Here is a 16,868-nt window from a genome sequence, read left to right on the forward strand (position 1 = left end):
AACGATACGTCCCATGAATCCCATCAAGATCGGCCTGCTCGGGCTCGGTACCGTCGGTGGCGGTACGCTCAAGGTTCTGCAACGGAACCAGGAAGAAATCCGTCGTCGCGCGGGTCGCGGCATTGAAGTCGCCATGATTGCCGTGCGTAACGTCGAAAAGGCACGCGCCATTGTGCAAGAAGCCGGTGCGACCGTGCCCGTGGTCAACGACCCGTTTGCCGTGGTGGATTCGCCCGAGATCGATATCGTGGTGGAGCTGATCGGCGGCTATGACCTGACGCGCGAGCTGGTGCTGCGCGCCATCGCCAACGGCAAGCATGTCGTCACCGCCAACAAGGCGCTGCTGGCCGTGCATGGCAACGAGATCTTCAAGGCCGCGCAGGACAAGGGCGTGATGGTGGCGTTCGAGGCAGCCGTGGCCGGCGGCATCCCCATCATCAAGGCGCTGCGCGAGGGCCTGACGGCCAACCGCATCGAGTGGATCGCCGGCATCATCAACGGCACCACGAACTTCATCCTGTCGGAGATGCGCGACAAGGGTCTGGACTTCGATACCGTGTTGAAGGAAGCCCAGCGCCTGGGCTATGCCGAAGCCGATCCGACCTTCGACATCGAGGGCTTCGACGCCGCGCACAAGCTCACGCTCATGAGCGCCATCGCCTTTGGCGTGCCGGTGCAGTTCGAGCGCGCGTATGTGGAAGGCATCACCAAGCTGGAAGCCGTCGACATCCGCTACGCAGAAGAACTCGGCTACCGCATCAAGCTGCTGGGTATCACGCGTCGCGCTGAAGCGGGCATCGAGCTGCGCGTGCACCCGACACTGGTGCCGGCCAAGCGTCTGATCGCCAATGTGGAAGGCGCGATGAACGCCGTGGTCGTCAACGGCGACGCCGTGGGCCCGACGCTGTACTACGGCAAGGGTGCTGGCGCCGAGCCGACCGCATCGGCCGTCGTTGCCGATCTGGTGGACGTGACGCGCCTGCACACCGCTGACCCGGAACACCGCGTGCCGCATCTGGCCTTCCAGCCGGACGCGCTGTCCGACACGCCGGTGCTGCCGATCGACGAAGTGCGTTCGAGCTATTACCTGCGCATCCGCGTGGCCGATCAGACGGGTGTGCTGGCCGACATCACGCAGATCCTGGCCAAGACCGGTATCTCGATCGACGCGATGCTGCAGAAGGAATCGCGCGAGGGCGAGCCGCAGCCGCAGACCGACATCATCATGCTGACGCACACGGCCGTTGAGAAACACGTGAACGGTGCCATTGCCGCCATCGAAGCGCTGCCGACCGTGCTGTCGAAGGTCAAGCGCATCCGCATGGAAGAACTGAACTGAGGCCATGAGCATGCAATACCGATCGACCCGCGGCCACGCAGAGCCGCAGAGCTTTTCCCGCATCCTGCTGGGTGGCCTGGCGCCGGACGGCGGCCTGTACCTGCCCGAGCAGTACCCGCAAGTCAGCGTCGAAGAGCTGACCCGCTGGCGCGACCTGCCGTATGCGGACATGGCTTTCGAAATTCTGCGCAAGTTCGCGACCGACATCCCGGAAGGCGACCTGCGCACGCTGGTCCGCCGCACCTACACGCCCGAGGTCTACTGCAACACGCGCCAGGGCGACAACGCCGCCGACATCACGCCGCTGCACAAGCTGGGCGAAGAAGGCGGCACGCAACTGTCGCTGCTGTGCCTGTCCAACGGCCCGACGCTGGCCTTCAAGGACATGGCGATGCAGTTGCTGGGCAATCTGTTCGAATACGCACTTGACCGCGAGCACGCTGAGCTGAACATCCTGGGCGCCACTTCCGGCGATACCGGCAGCGCGGCCGAATACGCCATGCGCGGCAAGCGCGGCGTGCGCGTGTTCATGCTGAGCCCGCACCGCAAGATGAGCGCGTTCCAGACCGCGCAGATGTTCAGTCTGCAAGACGCGAACATCTTCAACATCGCCATCGAAGGCGTGTTCGATGATGCGCAGGACATCGTCAAGGCGGTGTCCAACGATCACGAGTACAAGGCCCGCCAGAAGATCGGTACGGTCAACTCGATCAACTGGGCGCGTGTCGTCGCCCAGGTCGTGTACTACTTCAAGGGCTACCTGCTGGCCGCCCCGAAGATTGGCGACAAGGTGTCGTTCTGCGTGCCGTCGGGCAACTTCGGCAACGTCTGCGCGGGCCACATCGCCCGCATGATGGGTTTGCCGATCGACAAGCTGGTGGTGGCCACCAACGAGAACGACGTGCTCGACGAGTTCTTCCGCACCGGCACCTACCGCGTGCGTTCTGCCGCGCAGACGTACCACACGTCCAGCCCGAGCATGGACATCAGCAAGGCGTCGAACTTCGAGCGCTTCGTGTTCGACCTGCTGGGCCGTGACCCGGCGCGTCTTGCGCAACTCTTCCGCGACGTGGACGAGAAGGGCGGTTTCTCGATGACCGGCAAGCCGGAGTTCGACCGCATCGCCGAGTTCGGTTTCGTCTCGGGCCGCAGTTCGCACGAAGACCGCGTCGACACGATCCGCGATGTGTTTGCCACCTACGGCACGATGATCGACACCCACACCGCCGACGGCGTGAAGGTGGCGCGCGAAAATCTGACGCCCGGCGTGCCGATGGTGGTGCTGGAAACGGCGTTGCCGGCCAAGTTCGGCGACACCATTCGTGAGGCGCTGGACCGCGAGCCGGAGCGCCCGGCCGGTTACGCCGACATCGAATCGCTGCCGCAGCGTTTCGAAGTCATGCCTGCGGATGCCGACCGCATCAAGGGCTACATCGCCCAGCACACGGGCCTGTAAGCCCATGGCAGCAGTGCCGGATGACGTAGCCGAGGCAGCGTTCACGCGTTGCCTGCGCGACATCCGTGCCTGCCGCGAGTGCAAGGGCGCGCTCGCGCACGAGCCTCGCCCCGTCGTCGCGGCGGACCGTCGCGCCCGCGTGCTGATCATCGGGCAGGCGCCGGGGCGCATCGTCCACGAAACCGGCATCCCCTGGAATGACCGCTCGGGCGATCGCCTGCGCCAGTGGCTGCAAATTGAATACGACGATTTTTACGCCGACAAGCGCATCGCCGTGGTGCCGATGGGTTTCTGCTTTCCTGGCACCGGTGCGAATGGCGATCTGCCGCCGCGCCCCGAATGCGCACCGAAATGGCATCGCCCTTTGCTGACGGCGCTGCCCGAAGTGAAGCTCACGCTACTGGTCGGCACCTACGCGCAGCGTTACTACCTTGACGTGCCACGCGACTGGTCGCTCACCGATGTGGTCCGCAATGGGCCTGTGCAGGACGGTGAGGGCCGTGTGCTGTTCCCGTTGCCGCACCCGAGCCCGCGAAATCTGGCCTGGTTCAAGCACAACCCGTGGTTCGACGAGAGCATCGTGCCGGCGATGCGGACGGCACTCGCGAACGCATTCGCCTGATACGTCTGGGCTGATGCATGGCATCGGCCTGGAACCGATACAATCGAAATCTCCTTTTCGATTTCGTTTTCCCATTCCGCATGTCCGCCAACGATGCTCCCGCCGTCAAACCGTCCTTGCTGACGCTCGATGCGGCGCTGTCGCAACTGCTTGCCGCCGCGCGTGTTCTGCATGACACCGAATCCGTGCCGACGCTGCACGCCAATGGCCGCATCCTCGCGCAGGCCGTGCACAGCAGCCTCAACGTACCGCCGGCCGACAATACGTCGATGGACGGCTACGCTGTGCGCGCAGCCGACATCACCGCCCCGGGCACGCGCCTGAAGGTAGCGCAGCGTATTCCTGCCGGCCACGTCGGCCAGCCGCTGAATGCGGGCGAAGCGGCGCGCATCTTTACTGGCGCGATGATCCCGCCGGGCGCGGATGCCGTGGTCATGCAGGAGCAATGCAAGGCCGATCCCGACACTGGCACTGTCACCATCGACCACGTGCCCGAATCCGGCGAATGGATCCGCAGCGCTGGCGAGGACATCGCCGATGGTGCTGAAATCCTGTCGCGCGGCACGCGCCTTGGTGCACAGCAACTGGGCCTGGCAGCTTCCGTCGGCTGCGCCAACCTGCAGGTGGTGCGCCGCCCGCGCGTGGCTGTGTTCTTTACCGGCGACGAACTCGCCATGCCCGGCGAGCCGCTCAAGCCTGGCGCCATCTACAACTCCAATCGCTTCACGCTGCGCGCGCTGCTCGAAAACCTCGGCTGCGAGATCACCGATTTCGGCATCGTGCCCGACACGCTGCAGGCCACGCGCGACACGCTGCGCGAAGCTGCCGAGGCGCACGACCTGATCATCACCTCCGGTGGTGTGTCAGTGGGCGAGGAAGACCACATCAAGCCCGCCGTGGAAGCCGAAGGGCGCCTGAACATGTGGCAGATCGCCATCAAGCCGGGCAAGCCGCTGGCCTTTGGCGAGGTGCGCCGGCCTGAAGGCATGGTGGGCGGGCCGACCGCGTTCTTCCTCGGTCTGCCGGGCAATTCTGTGTCGAGCTTCGTGACGTTCCTGCTGTTTGTACGGCCGTTCATCCTGCGCCTGCAGGGTGTGACCGAAGTGGCCCCGAAGCGCATCCCGATGCGCGCCGACTTTACGTTGGCCAAGGGCGATCGCCGCAACGAGTTCCTGCGCGCGCGCATCAACGCCAACGGCGGGCTGGACCTGTTCCCGAATCAAAGCTCCGGCGTGCTGACCTCCACCGTGTGGGGCGATGGGCTGATCGACAACCCGCCCAACCAGCCGATCGCGCAGGGCGATGTCGTCAGCTTCCTCCCGTTTGCGAGCTTGGTGTAAGGAGCGATGGCCATGCAGATCGAGCTGCGTTTCTTTGCCAGCGTGCGCGAGCAACTGGGGACCTCGCAAGAGGTGGTGATCGTGCCGGACACTGTCCGCACCTTGGGCGACGTGCGCCAGTGGTTGGCGCAGCGCGGCCCCGTGTGGAGTGAAACGCTGGCCCAAGGCCGTGCGTTGCGCATGGCGCTGGACCACCAGATCCTACCGGCTGAGACTGCGCTGCATGAGGGCTGTGAAGTCGCAATTTTCCCGCCCGTGACTGGCGGCTGAGCACAGGAGAGTGACCATGTCCGTCCGCGTGCAGGAGGCCGACTTTGATCTCGGCGCCGAGATTGCCGCACTCCGCGCAGGTCGCCCGAACATTGGCGCGGTGGCCAGTTTCATCGGTACCGTGCGCGACATCAACGACGGCTCAGGCGTGTCGGAGATGGAGCTGGAGCACTATCCCGGCATGACCGAGAAGGCGCTCGCCAACATCGTGAGCGCGGCCATGCAGCGCTGGGAGCTGATCGATGCGCTGGTCATCCACCGCGTCGGCAAGCTCAAGCCGGAAGATCAGATTGTGCTGGTGGCGGTGGCCTCTAAACATCGTGGCGAGTCCTTCGCCGCGTGTGAATTCATCATGGATTACCTCAAGAGCGAGGCGCCGTTCTGGAAGAAGGAGCAGACGCCCGCTGGCGCACGCTGGGTCGACGCCCGCGTGACCGACGACAAGGCGCTCGCCCGCTGGGGCATCACCACCACCAATGCCGCGGCAAGCACGGCTAATCCGTCCGGCGCATCGGCGCAACCCAACGACTACGAATAAGGACGCGACCGCATGGGCGGAATGGGCTTTCTGGCAGTCGGGGTGGGCGCTGCGTTGGGGGCCTGGCTGCGCTGGGGGTTTGCTGTGTTGTGGAACGCGATCAATCCGGCGTTGCCATACGGCACGCTGGCCGCCAATCTGGTGGGCGGGTATCTGATTGGCGTGGCGGTCGGCTTTTTCGATACGCATGTCGGGTTGCCACCGGAATGGCGCCTCTTTGCCATTACCGGTTTCCTGGGCGGCCTGACGACGTTCTCCACGTTTTCCAGCGAGGTCGTCGCCAATATCCTGGCCGGCGACTACGTCATCGGTGCACTGCACATCGTGGCGCATCTGGGCGGCTCGCTCTTCCTCACGATGCTAGGTCTCTGGACGGTGCGTACGTTCAGTTAATCGGCGTCGTTCGCATGGGCAGCCCGCTTCACATGACATGCGGCGCACAGGCCGCGGTGCGGCGATCCTGAGCCCCGTGGGCACCCTCGGCAAGACGATTCCCGTGCACTTGGGGCAGCAGCGCGACCGGCTGGTGCGCCGCCGTTTGCGCTGGCGCAAATCTGCATGAAAACCGGCGATTCGGTGCTTGAAATGCCACCGAAGCTCCCTATCTTTCGGAACAAGTGAATAATTTCCGCAAGGGGTTTTACATGCGTTTGGACAAACTGACCACCCGCTTCCAGGAAGCGCTGGCCGACGCGCAGAGCCTGGCGCTGGGCAACGACAATCCGTACATCGAACCGATCCACCTGCTGCTGGCGATGCTCCGCCAGCCGGATGGGGCCACCAAGAACCTGCTGGCCCGCGCGGGCGTCAACACGGGTGCGCTGGATACGGCGCTGGACCGTGCCATCAAGCACCTGCCGCAGGTGCAGGGGGGCGAACAGGTACAGGTCGGCCGTGACCTGGGCAGCCTGCTGCAGCAAACCGAGAAAGAAGGCATCAAGCGTGGCGACCAGTTCATCGCCAGCGAGCTGTTCCTGCTGGCCGCCGCTGATGACAAGGGCGAGGCCGGTCGCATTGCACGCGAGCATGGCCTGGCACGCAAGGCACTGGAATCCGCCATCGACGCTGTACGCGGCGGCCAGACCGTCGGCAGCGCCGAGGCTGAAAGCCAGCGCGAGGCGCTCAAGAAGTACACCATCGACCTGACCGAGATGGCCCGGATCGGCAAGCTCGACCCGGTCATCGGCCGCGACGACGAAATCCGCCGTGCCATCCAGATCCTGCAACGTCGTACCAAGAACAACCCGGTGCTGATCGGCGAGCCGGGCGTGGGCAAGACGGCCATCGTCGAAGGGCTGGCGCAGCGCATCGTCAATGAAGAAGTGCCGGAAAGCCTGAAGGGCAAGCGCGTGCTGGTGCTGGACATGGCGGGCCTGCTGGCCGGCGCCAAGTACCGCGGCGAGTTCGAAGAACGCCTGAAGGCCGTGCTCAACGACATCGCCAAGGAAGAGGGCCAGACCATCCTCTTCATCGACGAGATCCACACCATGGTGGGCGCGGGCAAGGCTGAAGGCGCGATGGATGCCGGCAACATGCTCAAGCCCGCACTGGCGCGCGGCGAGCTGCACTGCATCGGCGCGACCACGCTGGATGAGTACCGCAAGTACATCGAGAAGGATGCCGCGCTGGAGCGCCGCTTCCAGAAGGTGCTCGTGGATGAGCCGAGCGTGGAGGCGACCATCGCCATCTTGCGTGGCCTGCAAGAGAAGTACGAACTGCACCACGGCGTGGAGATCACCGACCCGGCGATTGTAGCCGCGGCTGAACTCAGCCACCGCTATATCACCGACCGCTTCCTGCCGGACAAGGCCATCGACCTGATCGACGAAGCGGCCGCACGCATCAAGATGGAAATCGACTCGAAGCCCGAGGTGATGGACAAGCTCGATCGTCGCCTGATCCAGCTCAAGATCGAGCGCGAAGCCGTCAAGAAGGAAACCGACGATGCCTCGCAGAAGCGTCTGGAGCTGATCGAGCAGGAAATCGTACGGCTGCAGAAGGAATACGCCGATCTGGATGAAATCTGGAAAGCCGAGAAGGGCGCAGCCCAGGGCACCGCAGTGCTCAAGGAGGAGATCGACAAGATCAAGCTCGAGATCACCAAGCTGCAGCGCGAAGGCAAGTTCGACAAGGTGGCCGAGCTGCAATACGGCAAGCTGCCCGAACTGGAGGGCAAGCTGAAGGCCGCGACCGATGCCGAGACCGCTGGCCAGAAGCAGCCGAACAAGCTGCTGCGTACGCAGGTGGGTGCCGAAGAGATTGCCGAAGTCGTCAGCCGCGCCACGGGCATTCCCGTGTCGAAGATGATGACCGGCGAGCGCGAGAAGCTGCTCAAGATGGAAGACCGCCTGCACGAGCGCGTGGTCGGCCAGGACGAGGCCGTGCGTTTGGTGTCGGATGCCATCCGCCGTTCACGCGCCGGCATTGCGGACGAGAACAAGCCGTACGGCTCGTTCCTGTTCCTGGGCCCGACGGGTGTCGGCAAGACCGAGCTGTGCAAGGCGCTGGCCGGCTTCCTGTTCGATTCGGAAGAGCATCTGATCCGCATCGACATGAGCGAGTTCATGGAGAAGCATTCCGTGAGCCGTTTGATCGGCGCGCCTCCGGGCTACGTCGGCTATGAGGAAGGCGGTTACCTGACCGAAGCCGTGCGCCGCAAGCCGTACAGCGTGGTGTTGCTGGATGAAGTCGAGAAGGCCCACCCGGATGTCTTCAACGTGCTGCTGCAGGTGCTGGACGATGGCCGACTCACGGATGGCCAGGGCCGCACGGTGGACTTCAAGAACACGGTGATCGTGATGACGTCCAACCTCGGCTCGCAGTTGATCCAGTCGATGACGGGTGAGCCGTTTGACGTGGTGAAGGGCGCGGTTTGGCAGGAAGTGAAGACGCATTTCCGCCCCGAGTTCCTGAACCGGATCGACGAGGTGGTGGTGTTCCACTCGCTCGACCAGAGCAACATCGAGTCGATCGCGCGCATCCAGCTCAAGCGGTTGGCGGCACGTCTGGCGCACATGGACCTGACGCTGGAGATCACCGATCCTGCGGTGGCCAAGCTGGCCTCGGCGGGCTACGACCCAGTGTTTGGGGCGCGTCCGCTGAAGCGGGCGATTCAGCAGCAGATCGAGAACCCGGTCGCGCGGATGATCCTGGAGGGCAAGTACTCGCCCAAGGATGTGGTGCCGGTGGATTATCGCGATGACCACTTCACCTTCGAGCGCGTGGTGCACTGAGCCGTGCAACGTGGTGTTTGAGAAAGCCCGTCTTGCGAAGACGGGCTTTTTTTATGCCTTCAACGTGTTATCAGGTGATGCGAGGCAGGCTGATGCGGAAAATCATGCCGCCTTTCTGAGCATTTGCCGCGTCGATGCGCCCGCCGTGCGCCTGCACGATGGCCTGTGAAAGCGCCAACCCAAGACCTGTACCCGGTGTCTCACTCGCCCGCACACGCGCGCCACGGTAGAAGCGCTCGAAGATGTGCGGCAGTTCGGCAGGGGGAATACCGGGGCCATGGTCGCTGACCTGGAGGACGGCATCGCCATGCTCGGCAGACCAGGCGATCTCGACCGTGGTGCCCGCCGGCGAAAACTTGACGGCGTTGTCCAGCAGATTGCTCAGGGCCAGGGTTGCCGGGGCACGCGCGATCCGGATGGGCTGATTCGCGCCCGCTTGTGTGGCCAGGACGATGCCGCGATCCTGGGCAGCTGGGGTGACACGCTTGACGCACGCCTGTACAAGTTCAATGACAGGTACGGCTTCCTGCATGCCCTGGTCATGGCCGGCATCCAGACGCGCGAGCATCAGCAGTTCTTCCACCATCTGCGTGAGCCGTCCGACTTCTTCCACGCAGGAGTGCAGGGTCTCGACGTACTCTTCGTGGCTGCGCTCGCGCCGCAACGTCACCTCAAGCTCGGTGCGCAAGCGCGAGAGCGGAGAGCGCAGCTCGTGCGAGGCGTCGGCCGTGAAGCGGCGCTGCATGTCGAAGGCGTGTTCGAGGCGGTCGAGCATGTCGTTGAGCGTATCCACGAGCTTGCCGATATCGTCGGACGTGCCGGGGTGGGGCAGGCGCTCGTCGAGGTTGTTGTCGCCAATCCTGCGGGCCTGCTTCACGACGTTGTCGATGGCGCGAAAGACCCGTTGCGTGAGCATGGCACCCGCCGTGCCAACGGCCAGCAGCAGCGCAGCAGCCAGGCCGACGAACAGCACGACGGCCGAGTCCAGGATTCGATTGACGTCATCGAGCGATCCGGCAACCTGGATGACCAAGGGCGGCGCACCGGGTTCGGTATGCACGGGCAGCGACACCATGCGCAGCGGCTCCTCGCTGAAGTTCTGCAAGGTCTCGAATACCGTTTCGCCTTGGGCGAGACGGCCGAGCAATACCGGAGACGATGGCAGGCGGGTCGTGCCCAGATTGGCGCTGCGCGCGAGCACGCCGCCCTGCGCATCGACGATCTGTACCAGGCGGTCCAGGCGCACCAGCGAGGGCGGCGCCGTGCCGGCGGGCTTTTCGTGCACGCGGACAGGTTGCCCGTTGCTGCCCAGCAGCATGCCGGCTTCGGTTTCTGCCAGCGCCAGCAGCGCGGCATCCAGTTGCAGATGGGCGATACGCGAGAGCTCCCACCATGCAGCGGATGCCACACCGGTCACGATCACGACGATCACAGCCCAGTGCGCAAGGATCAGGCGGCGCTGAAAGCTAAACATGGGAATGCGTTTGTGCGCTCAGGCGAAAACCTTGTCCACGCACCGTCTGGATGAGCGTTGGCAGGCCCGGCGGGTCAATCTTGCGACGCAGGTTTTTCATATGCGTGTCGATCAGATTGTCGATGGCAATGAGATCGGCGTGCCAGATGTGCTCAGCGAGTTGGGCGCGGCTGACCACCTCACCGGCATGGCGCATCAGCAGCTCCAGCAGGGCGTACTCCTTGGGTGTGACATCGATGGCGCGGTCTGCGCGTGTGACGGAGCGCGTGCCCGGTTCGAGCCGCAGGTCGCCAATGGCGAGCACGGGCAACGGCGCCAGCTTTGCCCGCCGCAAGAGGGCGCGCACACGGGCCAGCAGTTCGTCAAACACGAAGGGCTTGGTCAGATAGTCGTCGGCGCCGGTATTGAGGCCAGCGATCCGGTCAGCATGCGCATCCCGTGCGGTCAGCATCAGGATCGGGGTCTGGATGTCACGCTCGCGCAACTCCGCACATAACGTCACACCTTGTTTGCCCGGCAGCATCCAGTCGAGGATGACCAGGTCGGCGGACCGGACCAGCGGTTCGGCCTCTTCCGCCGCGTGTGCCACTGCCACCTCAAAGCCTTCCTCTTCAAGGCCCCTGGCCAGCAGGCGGGCGGCTTTGCGGTCGTCTTCGATCAGCAGGATGTTCATCGGATGGAGGCTCACAGGACGGCGGGATTCTAGCAACGTGAACGATGCGTTTTCCTGAAGAAGAATTCAGGTTGCACTGCAGCATGCTTGCGTAGCATGGCGACCGCATCCGCATAGAACGGATGCGCAGAACATCAACACGCATGTATTGGAGCACGCCATGCAGCTCTCCTCGACTTCTTCCAAACGACTTCTCTATAGCGCCATCACGTTTGCCGTGGCGGGCGTGTGCGCGTGGGGCGCACTGTCCCTGCATGCCAAGGAACCCAGTGCTCCGGCAGCGGCAGCCCTTCAGCGCAAGGACGACCGCATCGTTATTCCTGAATCCTCGCCGCTGCGTCGCTCGCTGGTGGTGACGGCGGCGTCGGAAGATGCCGTCTCTGCGGCGTTTGTGCTGCCGGCCTCGGTGGAGGCCGACCCGGGCAAGCTTGTCAAAGTCTTGCCGCCGCTATCCGGCCGCATCGTGAGCCTGAACAAGCAGCTGGGCGATGAGGTCAAGGCTGGCGACGTGCTGTTTACGCTCGACTCGGCAGATCTGGCCGAGGCGACCAGCACGGCGGCCAAGGCGCAAGCGGCGCTGGTGCTGGCCAAGAAGAACCTGGATCGCCTGCACGAGCTGGACAAGTCCGAGATCACGCCACGGCGCGATTTTGAGCAGGCCCAGAACGACTACGCGCAGGCAGTGAGCGAGGCGGAGCGCGCCAACAACAAGCTGGCCCAGCTTGGAGCAAAGGGCGGCGGGGCCAAGGTGTCAGGCGGGCACATCCTGTCGGTGCGCTCGCCCATCTCGGGCCGTGTTGTCGAACTCAATGGCGCCACTGGCGGGTACTGGAACGACAGCAACGCATCGGTGATGACGGTGGCGGATCTGTCCCGCGTGTTCGTGACGGCCAACGTGCAGGAGAAGGATCTGTCCAAGGTCTACGTCGGCCAATCGGCTGCCGTGAAGCTCGATGCCTATGTTGAGCCGTTGGCCGCCAAGGTGCGCTACGTGGGCGAAATGCTCGATCCCGACACGCGCACGGTCAAGGTGCGCATGGTGTTCGACAACAAGGACGGGCACCTGAAGCCCGGCATGTTCGCGCAGACCACGCTGCAGGGTCAGCCGCACATGGGCGTGATCGTGCCGATGTCGGCGCTGGTGCAGTCGGGCTTCAATACGCGCACCTTTGTCGAGGTGGCACCGTGGCAGTTCCAGGCACGCGTCGTCAAGACGGGTGCGCAGGTTGGTGACAAGATCGAGATCCTCTCGGGCCTGAAGGCCGGTGAGCGCGTGGTGACCAAGGACGGAGTGCTGCTCAATGATTGAACGTCTGGTCACCCTATGCTTCAACCGGCGCGGCATTGTCGTGCTGGTCTTCCTGATGGCTGCGCTGTATGGCTGGCACTCATGGAAGCAGTTGCCGCTTGAAGCCTATCCCGATATTGCCGATACCAGCTCGCAGGTCGTGACACAGGTCAATGGCTTGGCAGCGGAAGAGGTCGAGCAGCAGATCACCATTCCGCTGGAGCGCGCCATCATGGGTACGCCTGGCATGCACGTGATGCGCTCCAAGAGCACGTTCGGGCTGTCGCTGATCACCGTGGTGTTTCAGGACGGCGCGGAAGATTACTGGTCGCGCCAGCGTCTGCAGGAAAGCATCAACGGTGTCGATCTGCCCTATGGCGCCAAGCCGGGCATGGACCCGCTGACCTCGCCTATTGGCGAGATCTACCGCTACACGCTCGAATCCAAGACGCGTGACTTGCGTGAGCTGTCGGAGCTGCAGTTCTGGAAGGTCATCCCGCGCCTGAAGCAGGTGGCCGGCGTGGTGGATGTCGCCAATTTTGGCGGCCTGACCACGCAGTTCATGCTCGAGTTCGATCCGGCCAAGATGACCAAGTACAACGTGTCATTGAGCCAGATCTCGCAGGCCATCCAGGCCAACAACGCCAACGCGGGCGGCAGCATCATGCAGCGCGGCGAGCAGGGGCTGGTGGTGCGCGGTGTCGGGTTGATCCGCAACCTGGAGGATCTCGGCAACGTTGTCGTGAGCCAGAAGGGCGGTGTGCCGGTGTTGATCAATGACATCGGTCAGGTCGTCCTTGGTAACCACGAGCGCAACGGCATTCTCGGCCGGGATGGCAATCCCGACACCATCCAGGGCATCACGCTGCTGCTGCGCGGCCAGAACCCATCGGTTGTCATGCAGGGGGTGCACGAGGCCGTGCGCGACCTCAACGAGCACATCCTGCCGAAGGACGTGAAGGTGGTGGCGTATATCGACCGCAGCAAGCTGGTGGAGGCCACCGTCCACACCGTCGGCAAGACGCTGATCGAGGGCATGGTGCTGGTGTCGCTGGTGTTGCTGCTGTTCCTGGGCAGCCCGCGTGCGGCGCTCATTGTGGCGGTGACGATTCCGTTCTCGCTGTTGGCGGCCTTCATCCTGATGCACCACTTCAAGATTCCGGCCAACCTGCTGTCGCTGGGCGCAATCGATTTCGGCATCATCGTCGACGGTGCGATCGTGATGATGGAAAACATCCTGCGCAAGCGGGAAGAAGAGGAAGGGCGCGAGCTGGATGGCGCCGACATCATGGCCGCCGCGCGTCAGGTCACGCGCCCGATCTTCTTCGGCATGGTGGTCATCATCGTGGCCTACCTGCCGCTGTTTGCCTTCCAGCGCATTGAGTACAAGCTGTTCTCGCCGATGGCGTTTGCGGTGGGGTTTGCGTTGTTTGGCGCGTTGCTGGTGGCGCTGTTGCTGGTGCCTGGCCTGGCGTATTGGGCCTACCGCAAACCGGCCAAGGTGTTCCACAACCCGGTGCTGCAATGGCTGACGCCGCGTTATGAGGGTTTGCTCAACCGGGTGGTCGGCAAGTCGCGCGCCATGATTGGCCTGGCTGTCGCCACACTGGCGGGGGTGGTGATCCTGGGCGCGTCCATCGGGCGGGATTTCCTGCCGTATCTGGATGAGGGCTCGATCTGGCTGCAGGTGACGTTGCCGCCCGGAATCTCGCTGGACAAGGCATCGGAGATGGCCGGCAAGCTGCGCGAGGCTGCGCTGGAATTTCCGGAGGTTGAGCACATCGTCACGCAGGTTGGCCGAAATGACGAAGGGACGGACCCGTTCTCGCCATCGCACATTGAAAGCGCGGTGACGTTGCATCCGTACAGCGAATGGAAGACCGGCCGCGACAAGCAGGAGTTGATCGCCAAGATGGCCGAGCGCTTCCAACAGTTGCCCGGCATTCAGGTGGGCTTTTCGCAACCGATGATTGATGGCGTGCTCGACAAGCTGGCCGGTGCGCACAGCGATCTGGTGGTCAAGGTGTATGGCAACGACTTTGCGCAGACCCGGCAGTTGACCACGTCGATCGAGCGCCTGCTCAAGACCGTGCCCGGTGCGCAGGACGTGATCATCGACCAGGAACCGCCGTTGCCGCAGGTGCGCATCGATGTGGATCGCGCAGCGGCGGCCCGCCTGGGCATCAACATTGCCGATGTGATGGACCTCATCCAGACCGGCATCGGCGGCAGCCCGGTCACGAAGGTGTTTGTGGAGGACCGCAGCTACGACGTGGCGGCGCGCTTTGTCGGCACCTCACGCAATAACCCCGAGGCCATCGGCAACCTGACGCTGACCACCGCCAACGGTGCACACATTGCCCTGGCGCAGATCGCCAAGGTCGGTTTTGCCGAGGGCGAAACCACCATCACGCGGGAGATGAACAAGCGCCACCTGACCGTGCGTCTGAACCTGCGCGGGCGTGATCTGGCCTCGTTCCTGGATGAAGCCAAACAGCGCATCGATCAGGAGATCCAGTACGACCACACGCGCAACCAGATTGCGTGGGGCGGCCAGTTTGAGAACCAGCAGCGTGCGCAAGCTCGCCTGGCGCTGATTCTGCCGATGGTGCTGGCGCTGATGTTCGTGCTGCTGTTTGCCGAGTTCAAGAACCTGCGCCAGCCGGCGTTGATCCTGTGCGCGGTGCCGTTGGCCACGCTGGGCGGGCTGGTTGCGCTGCACCTGCGCGGTATGACGCTGAATGTGTCGTCGGCCGTGGGCTTTATCGCCCTGTTCGGGGTGGCAGTGCTCAACGCCATCATCATGATTTCCAACCTGAACCGTTGGCGACGGCAGCCAGGCATCGGCCTGAAGGATGCTGTGGTGTGTGGTGCGCGCGAGCGCATGCGCCCGGTGCTGATGACGGCAACCGTGGCCGCGCTGGGTTTGATTCCGGCGGCGCTGGCACATGGCCTTGGCAGCGACGTGCAGCGGCCGCTGGCCACCGTGGTAGTGGGCGGCCTGGTGAGCGCGACGGTGCTCACGCTGGTGCTGCTGCCCGCGCTGTATTACCTGGTTGAAGAACGGGTTGAGGCACGAGCGGCCCGACGCCAGCGTCCGGAAGGTCCAGTCGCCTATGTTGCAACGGAAGGGGAATCGTAATGCGTCGCATGACACGTATTGCCGCTAGCGTATTGCTGTCGGTGACTGCCGCGGGTTGTGCCGTGGGGCCGGACTTCAAGCGCCCGGCGGCTCCGGATGTGCCCGGATACACGGCCAACCAGCCCACCCCCACTGTAGCGACACCAACGCAAGACGGGCAGTCCCAGCGCCTGAACCAGGGGCAGGCCGTCTCGGCCAAGTGGTGGACGCTGTTCGGCTCCGACGCGCTGAACGCGCTGGTGGAAGAGGCCGTCAAGGCCAACCCCGACCTGCAGTCGGCCAAGGCCGCACTGCGCGCTGCCCAGGAAAACCTGGCGGCGCAGCGGGCCGACTTCTTCCCGACGCTGGATGGTTCGCACAACTCGTCACGCACACGGAATGCCAAGGCGATCGCCAGCCCGCTCAAGTCCAATGCCGATCTCTATTCGCTGCATACGTCGCAACTGGTGGTGTCTTACATGCCCGATGTGTTCGGCGGGGTCCGGCGGCAGGTGGAGTCGACCGCAGCCCAGACGGAGTCGGTGCGCTTCGAGTACGAAGCCGCCTACCTGACGCTCACCTCCAGCGTGGTCAACGCGGCCATCCAGGAAGCCGCGCTGCGTGCGCAGGTCAAGGCGACACAGGAGGCTGTGAGAGTGGCCGAGCAGTTGCTGGATGCGACCCGCAAGCAACAGCGCGCAGGGCTGCTGGGCGGCGCCGATGTGGCCGCGCAGGAAGCCGCGCTCGCGCAGATGGAGGCCAGCTTGCCCCCGCTTGAGAAGCAACTAGCGCAGCAGCGCAACCTCATCGCCGTGCTGGCTGGCCGCTACCCGAGCGACGAGATCACACAGCGGTTCGAGTTGGACGCATTGCATCTGCCGGCTGAACTGCCGCTGAGCCTGCCGTCACAACTGGTTGAGCAGCGGCCCGACATTCGGGCGGCGCAGGCGCAACTGCACGCGGCCAGCGCTGACATTGGCGTCGCGATTGCAGCACGCCTGCCGAGCGTCACCTTGACTGGCAACGTCGGCAGCTCGGAGGAGTTGCTGCGCATGCTGTTCTCCAGCGGTACGGGCTTGTGGAATCTCTCAGCCGGCTTGGCTGTGCCGCTGTTTCATGGTGGCCGCCTGATGCACCAACAACGTGCCGCAGAGGCCCTCTACGACCAGGCGGCCGCGCAATACCGCAGCACCGTACTGACGGCGTTCCAGAGCGTGGCGGATACGCTGCACGCCATCCAAGCCGATGCGCGCTCCCTGCAGAGCGCGCACAAGGCCGAGCTGGCCGCACGCAAGAGCCTGGACATGGCACAACGCCAACGGGCCACCGGCATGGTCGGCTCACCTGCTGTACTCCAGGCCCAGCAGGCGTATCAGCAGGCTTTGGTGACGGTTGCGCAGGCCCGCGCGGATCGCTTCACTGATTCGGTGGCACTGCTGCAGGCGCTGGGCGGCGGCTGGTGGAACCGTGACGATCCGTCTGCATCCAGCAGCTAAACCACGCGGTAGCGATTG

14 protein-coding genes are annotated in these 16,868 nt (G+C 64.2%); 12 read left to right on the forward strand and 2 right to left on the reverse strand.

What is annotated here, in order from left to right:
- Positions 1-13 precede the first annotated feature (13 nt).
- The 9 genes from ACS13N_RS14650 to clpB all read left to right on the forward strand — a co-directional run bounded on the left by ACS13N_RS14650 (position 14) and on the right by clpB (position 8,798).
- Positions 14-1,339 carry a homoserine dehydrogenase gene (locus ACS13N_RS14650; RefSeq protein WP_438932299.1) on the forward strand — a complete coding sequence of 442 codons (1,326 nt, stop codon included), beginning with the start codon at positions 14-16 and terminating at the stop codon, positions 1,337-1,339.
- Between the two features lie 10 nt (positions 1,340-1,349).
- Positions 1,350-2,795, forward strand: coding sequence for a threonine synthase (gene thrC / locus ACS13N_RS14655; protein WP_438932300.1), 1,446 nt, complete (start codon positions 1,350-1,352; stop codon positions 2,793-2,795).
- Between the two features lie 4 nt (positions 2,796-2,799).
- Entirely contained in the window at positions 2,800-3,417 is a 618-nt protein-coding gene (locus ACS13N_RS14660; RefSeq protein WP_438932301.1) for a uracil-DNA glycosylase family protein, read from the forward strand.
- Between the two features lie 80 nt (positions 3,418-3,497).
- Complete coding sequence (locus ACS13N_RS14665) at positions 3,498-4,757, forward strand: molybdopterin molybdotransferase MoeA (RefSeq protein ID WP_438932302.1); 1,260 nt, start codon at positions 3,498-3,500, stop codon at positions 4,755-4,757.
- 12 nt (positions 4,758-4,769) lie between these two features.
- A complete protein-coding gene (gene moaD / locus ACS13N_RS14670) occupies positions 4,770-5,027 on the forward strand; it encodes a molybdopterin converting factor subunit 1 (RefSeq protein ID WP_438932303.1) in 258 nt (85 codons plus the stop codon).
- Positions 5,028-5,043: 16 nt separating this feature from the next.
- Positions 5,044-5,565 carry a molybdenum cofactor biosynthesis protein MoaE gene (locus ACS13N_RS14675; RefSeq protein WP_438932304.1) on the forward strand — a complete coding sequence of 174 codons (522 nt, stop codon included), beginning with the start codon at positions 5,044-5,046 and terminating at the stop codon, positions 5,563-5,565.
- A gap of 12 nt (positions 5,566-5,577) precedes the next feature.
- Positions 5,578-5,958, forward strand: coding sequence for a fluoride efflux transporter CrcB (gene crcB, locus ACS13N_RS14680; RefSeq protein WP_438932305.1), 381 nt, complete (start codon positions 5,578-5,580; stop codon positions 5,956-5,958).
- A gap of 37 nt (positions 5,959-5,995) precedes the next feature.
- Complete coding sequence (locus ACS13N_RS14685) at positions 5,996-6,127, forward strand: hypothetical protein (protein ID WP_438932306.1); 132 nt, start codon at positions 5,996-5,998, stop codon at positions 6,125-6,127.
- A gap of 82 nt (positions 6,128-6,209) precedes the next feature.
- The gene (gene clpB, locus ACS13N_RS14690) at positions 6,210-8,798 is read left to right on the forward strand and encodes an ATP-dependent chaperone ClpB (RefSeq protein ID WP_438932307.1); all 2,589 of its coding nucleotides are present in this window, start codon (positions 6,210-6,212) and stop codon (positions 8,796-8,798) included.
- Between the two features lie 70 nt (positions 8,799-8,868).
- On the opposite strand, the gene ACS13N_RS14695 is transcribed toward clpB, so the two are convergent.
- Both ACS13N_RS14695 and ACS13N_RS14700 read right to left on the reverse strand, forming a co-directional pair.
- Positions 8,869-10,272: a sensor histidine kinase gene (locus tag ACS13N_RS14695; protein ID WP_438932308.1), complete on the reverse strand. Its 1,404-nt coding sequence runs from the start codon at positions 10,270-10,272 to the stop codon at positions 8,869-8,871.
- Positions 10,265-10,945: a response regulator gene (locus ACS13N_RS14700; RefSeq protein ID WP_438932309.1), complete on the reverse strand. Its 681-nt coding sequence runs from the start codon at positions 10,943-10,945 to the stop codon at positions 10,265-10,267. The genes ACS13N_RS14695 and ACS13N_RS14700 overlap by 8 nt, the downstream gene beginning before the upstream one ends.
- Before the next feature lie 160 nt (positions 10,946-11,105).
- Between ACS13N_RS14700 and ACS13N_RS14705 the strand changes: the two genes are divergently transcribed.
- From ACS13N_RS14705 to ACS13N_RS14715, 3 genes are read left to right on the forward strand one after another with little or no spacing between them, the layout of a single operon-like run.
- Entirely contained in the window at positions 11,106-12,254 is a 1,149-nt protein-coding gene (locus ACS13N_RS14705) for an efflux RND transporter periplasmic adaptor subunit (protein ID WP_438932310.1), read from the forward strand.
- On the forward strand, positions 12,247-15,375 hold the full coding sequence (locus ACS13N_RS14710) for an efflux RND transporter permease subunit (RefSeq protein ID WP_438932311.1): 3,129 nt from the start codon (positions 12,247-12,249) through the stop codon (positions 15,373-15,375). The genes ACS13N_RS14705 and ACS13N_RS14710 overlap by 8 nt, the downstream gene beginning before the upstream one ends.
- Positions 15,375-16,850, forward strand: a complete 1,476-nt coding sequence (locus ACS13N_RS14715; protein WP_438932312.1) for an efflux transporter outer membrane subunit — start codon at positions 15,375-15,377, stop codon at positions 16,848-16,850. The genes ACS13N_RS14710 and ACS13N_RS14715 overlap by 1 nt, the downstream gene beginning before the upstream one ends.
- Positions 16,851-16,868: the final 18 nt, after the last annotated feature.

Source organism: Ralstonia sp. 24A2 (assembly GCF_051783885.1).
Lineage (GTDB): Bacteria > Pseudomonadota > Gammaproteobacteria > Burkholderiales > Burkholderiaceae > Ralstonia.

Coding starts and splice junctions, on each gene's coding strand:
- ACS13N_RS14700 (WP_438932309.1), bottom strand. CDS start 10,945: ATGAACATCCTGCTGATCGAAGACGACCGCAAAGCCGCCCGCCTGCTG.
- thrC (WP_438932300.1), top strand. CDS start 1,350: ATGCAATACCGATCGACCCGCGGCCACGCAGAGCCGCAGAGCTTTTCC.
- ACS13N_RS14705 (WP_438932310.1), top strand. CDS start 11,106: ATGCAGCTCTCCTCGACTTCTTCCAAACGACTTCTCTATAGCGCCATC.
- ACS13N_RS14715 (WP_438932312.1), top strand. CDS start 15,375: ATGCGTCGCATGACACGTATTGCCGCTAGCGTATTGCTGTCGGTGACT.
- ACS13N_RS14685 (WP_438932306.1), top strand. CDS start 5,996: ATGCGGCGCACAGGCCGCGGTGCGGCGATCCTGAGCCCCGTGGGCACC.
- ACS13N_RS14660 (WP_438932301.1), top strand. CDS start 2,800: ATGGCAGCAGTGCCGGATGACGTAGCCGAGGCAGCGTTCACGCGTTGC.
- crcB (WP_438932305.1), top strand. CDS start 5,578: ATGGGCGGAATGGGCTTTCTGGCAGTCGGGGTGGGCGCTGCGTTGGGG.
- ACS13N_RS14675 (WP_438932304.1), top strand. CDS start 5,044: ATGTCCGTCCGCGTGCAGGAGGCCGACTTTGATCTCGGCGCCGAGATT.
- moaD (WP_438932303.1), top strand. CDS start 4,770: ATGCAGATCGAGCTGCGTTTCTTTGCCAGCGTGCGCGAGCAACTGGGG.
- ACS13N_RS14710 (WP_438932311.1), top strand. CDS start 12,247: ATGATTGAACGTCTGGTCACCCTATGCTTCAACCGGCGCGGCATTGTC.
- ACS13N_RS14650 (WP_438932299.1), top strand. CDS start 14: ATGAATCCCATCAAGATCGGCCTGCTCGGGCTCGGTACCGTCGGTGGC.
- clpB (WP_438932307.1), top strand. CDS start 6,210: ATGCGTTTGGACAAACTGACCACCCGCTTCCAGGAAGCGCTGGCCGAC.
- ACS13N_RS14665 (WP_438932302.1), top strand. CDS start 3,498: ATGTCCGCCAACGATGCTCCCGCCGTCAAACCGTCCTTGCTGACGCTC.
- ACS13N_RS14695 (WP_438932308.1), bottom strand. CDS start 10,272: ATGTTTAGCTTTCAGCGCCGCCTGATCCTTGCGCACTGGGCTGTGATC.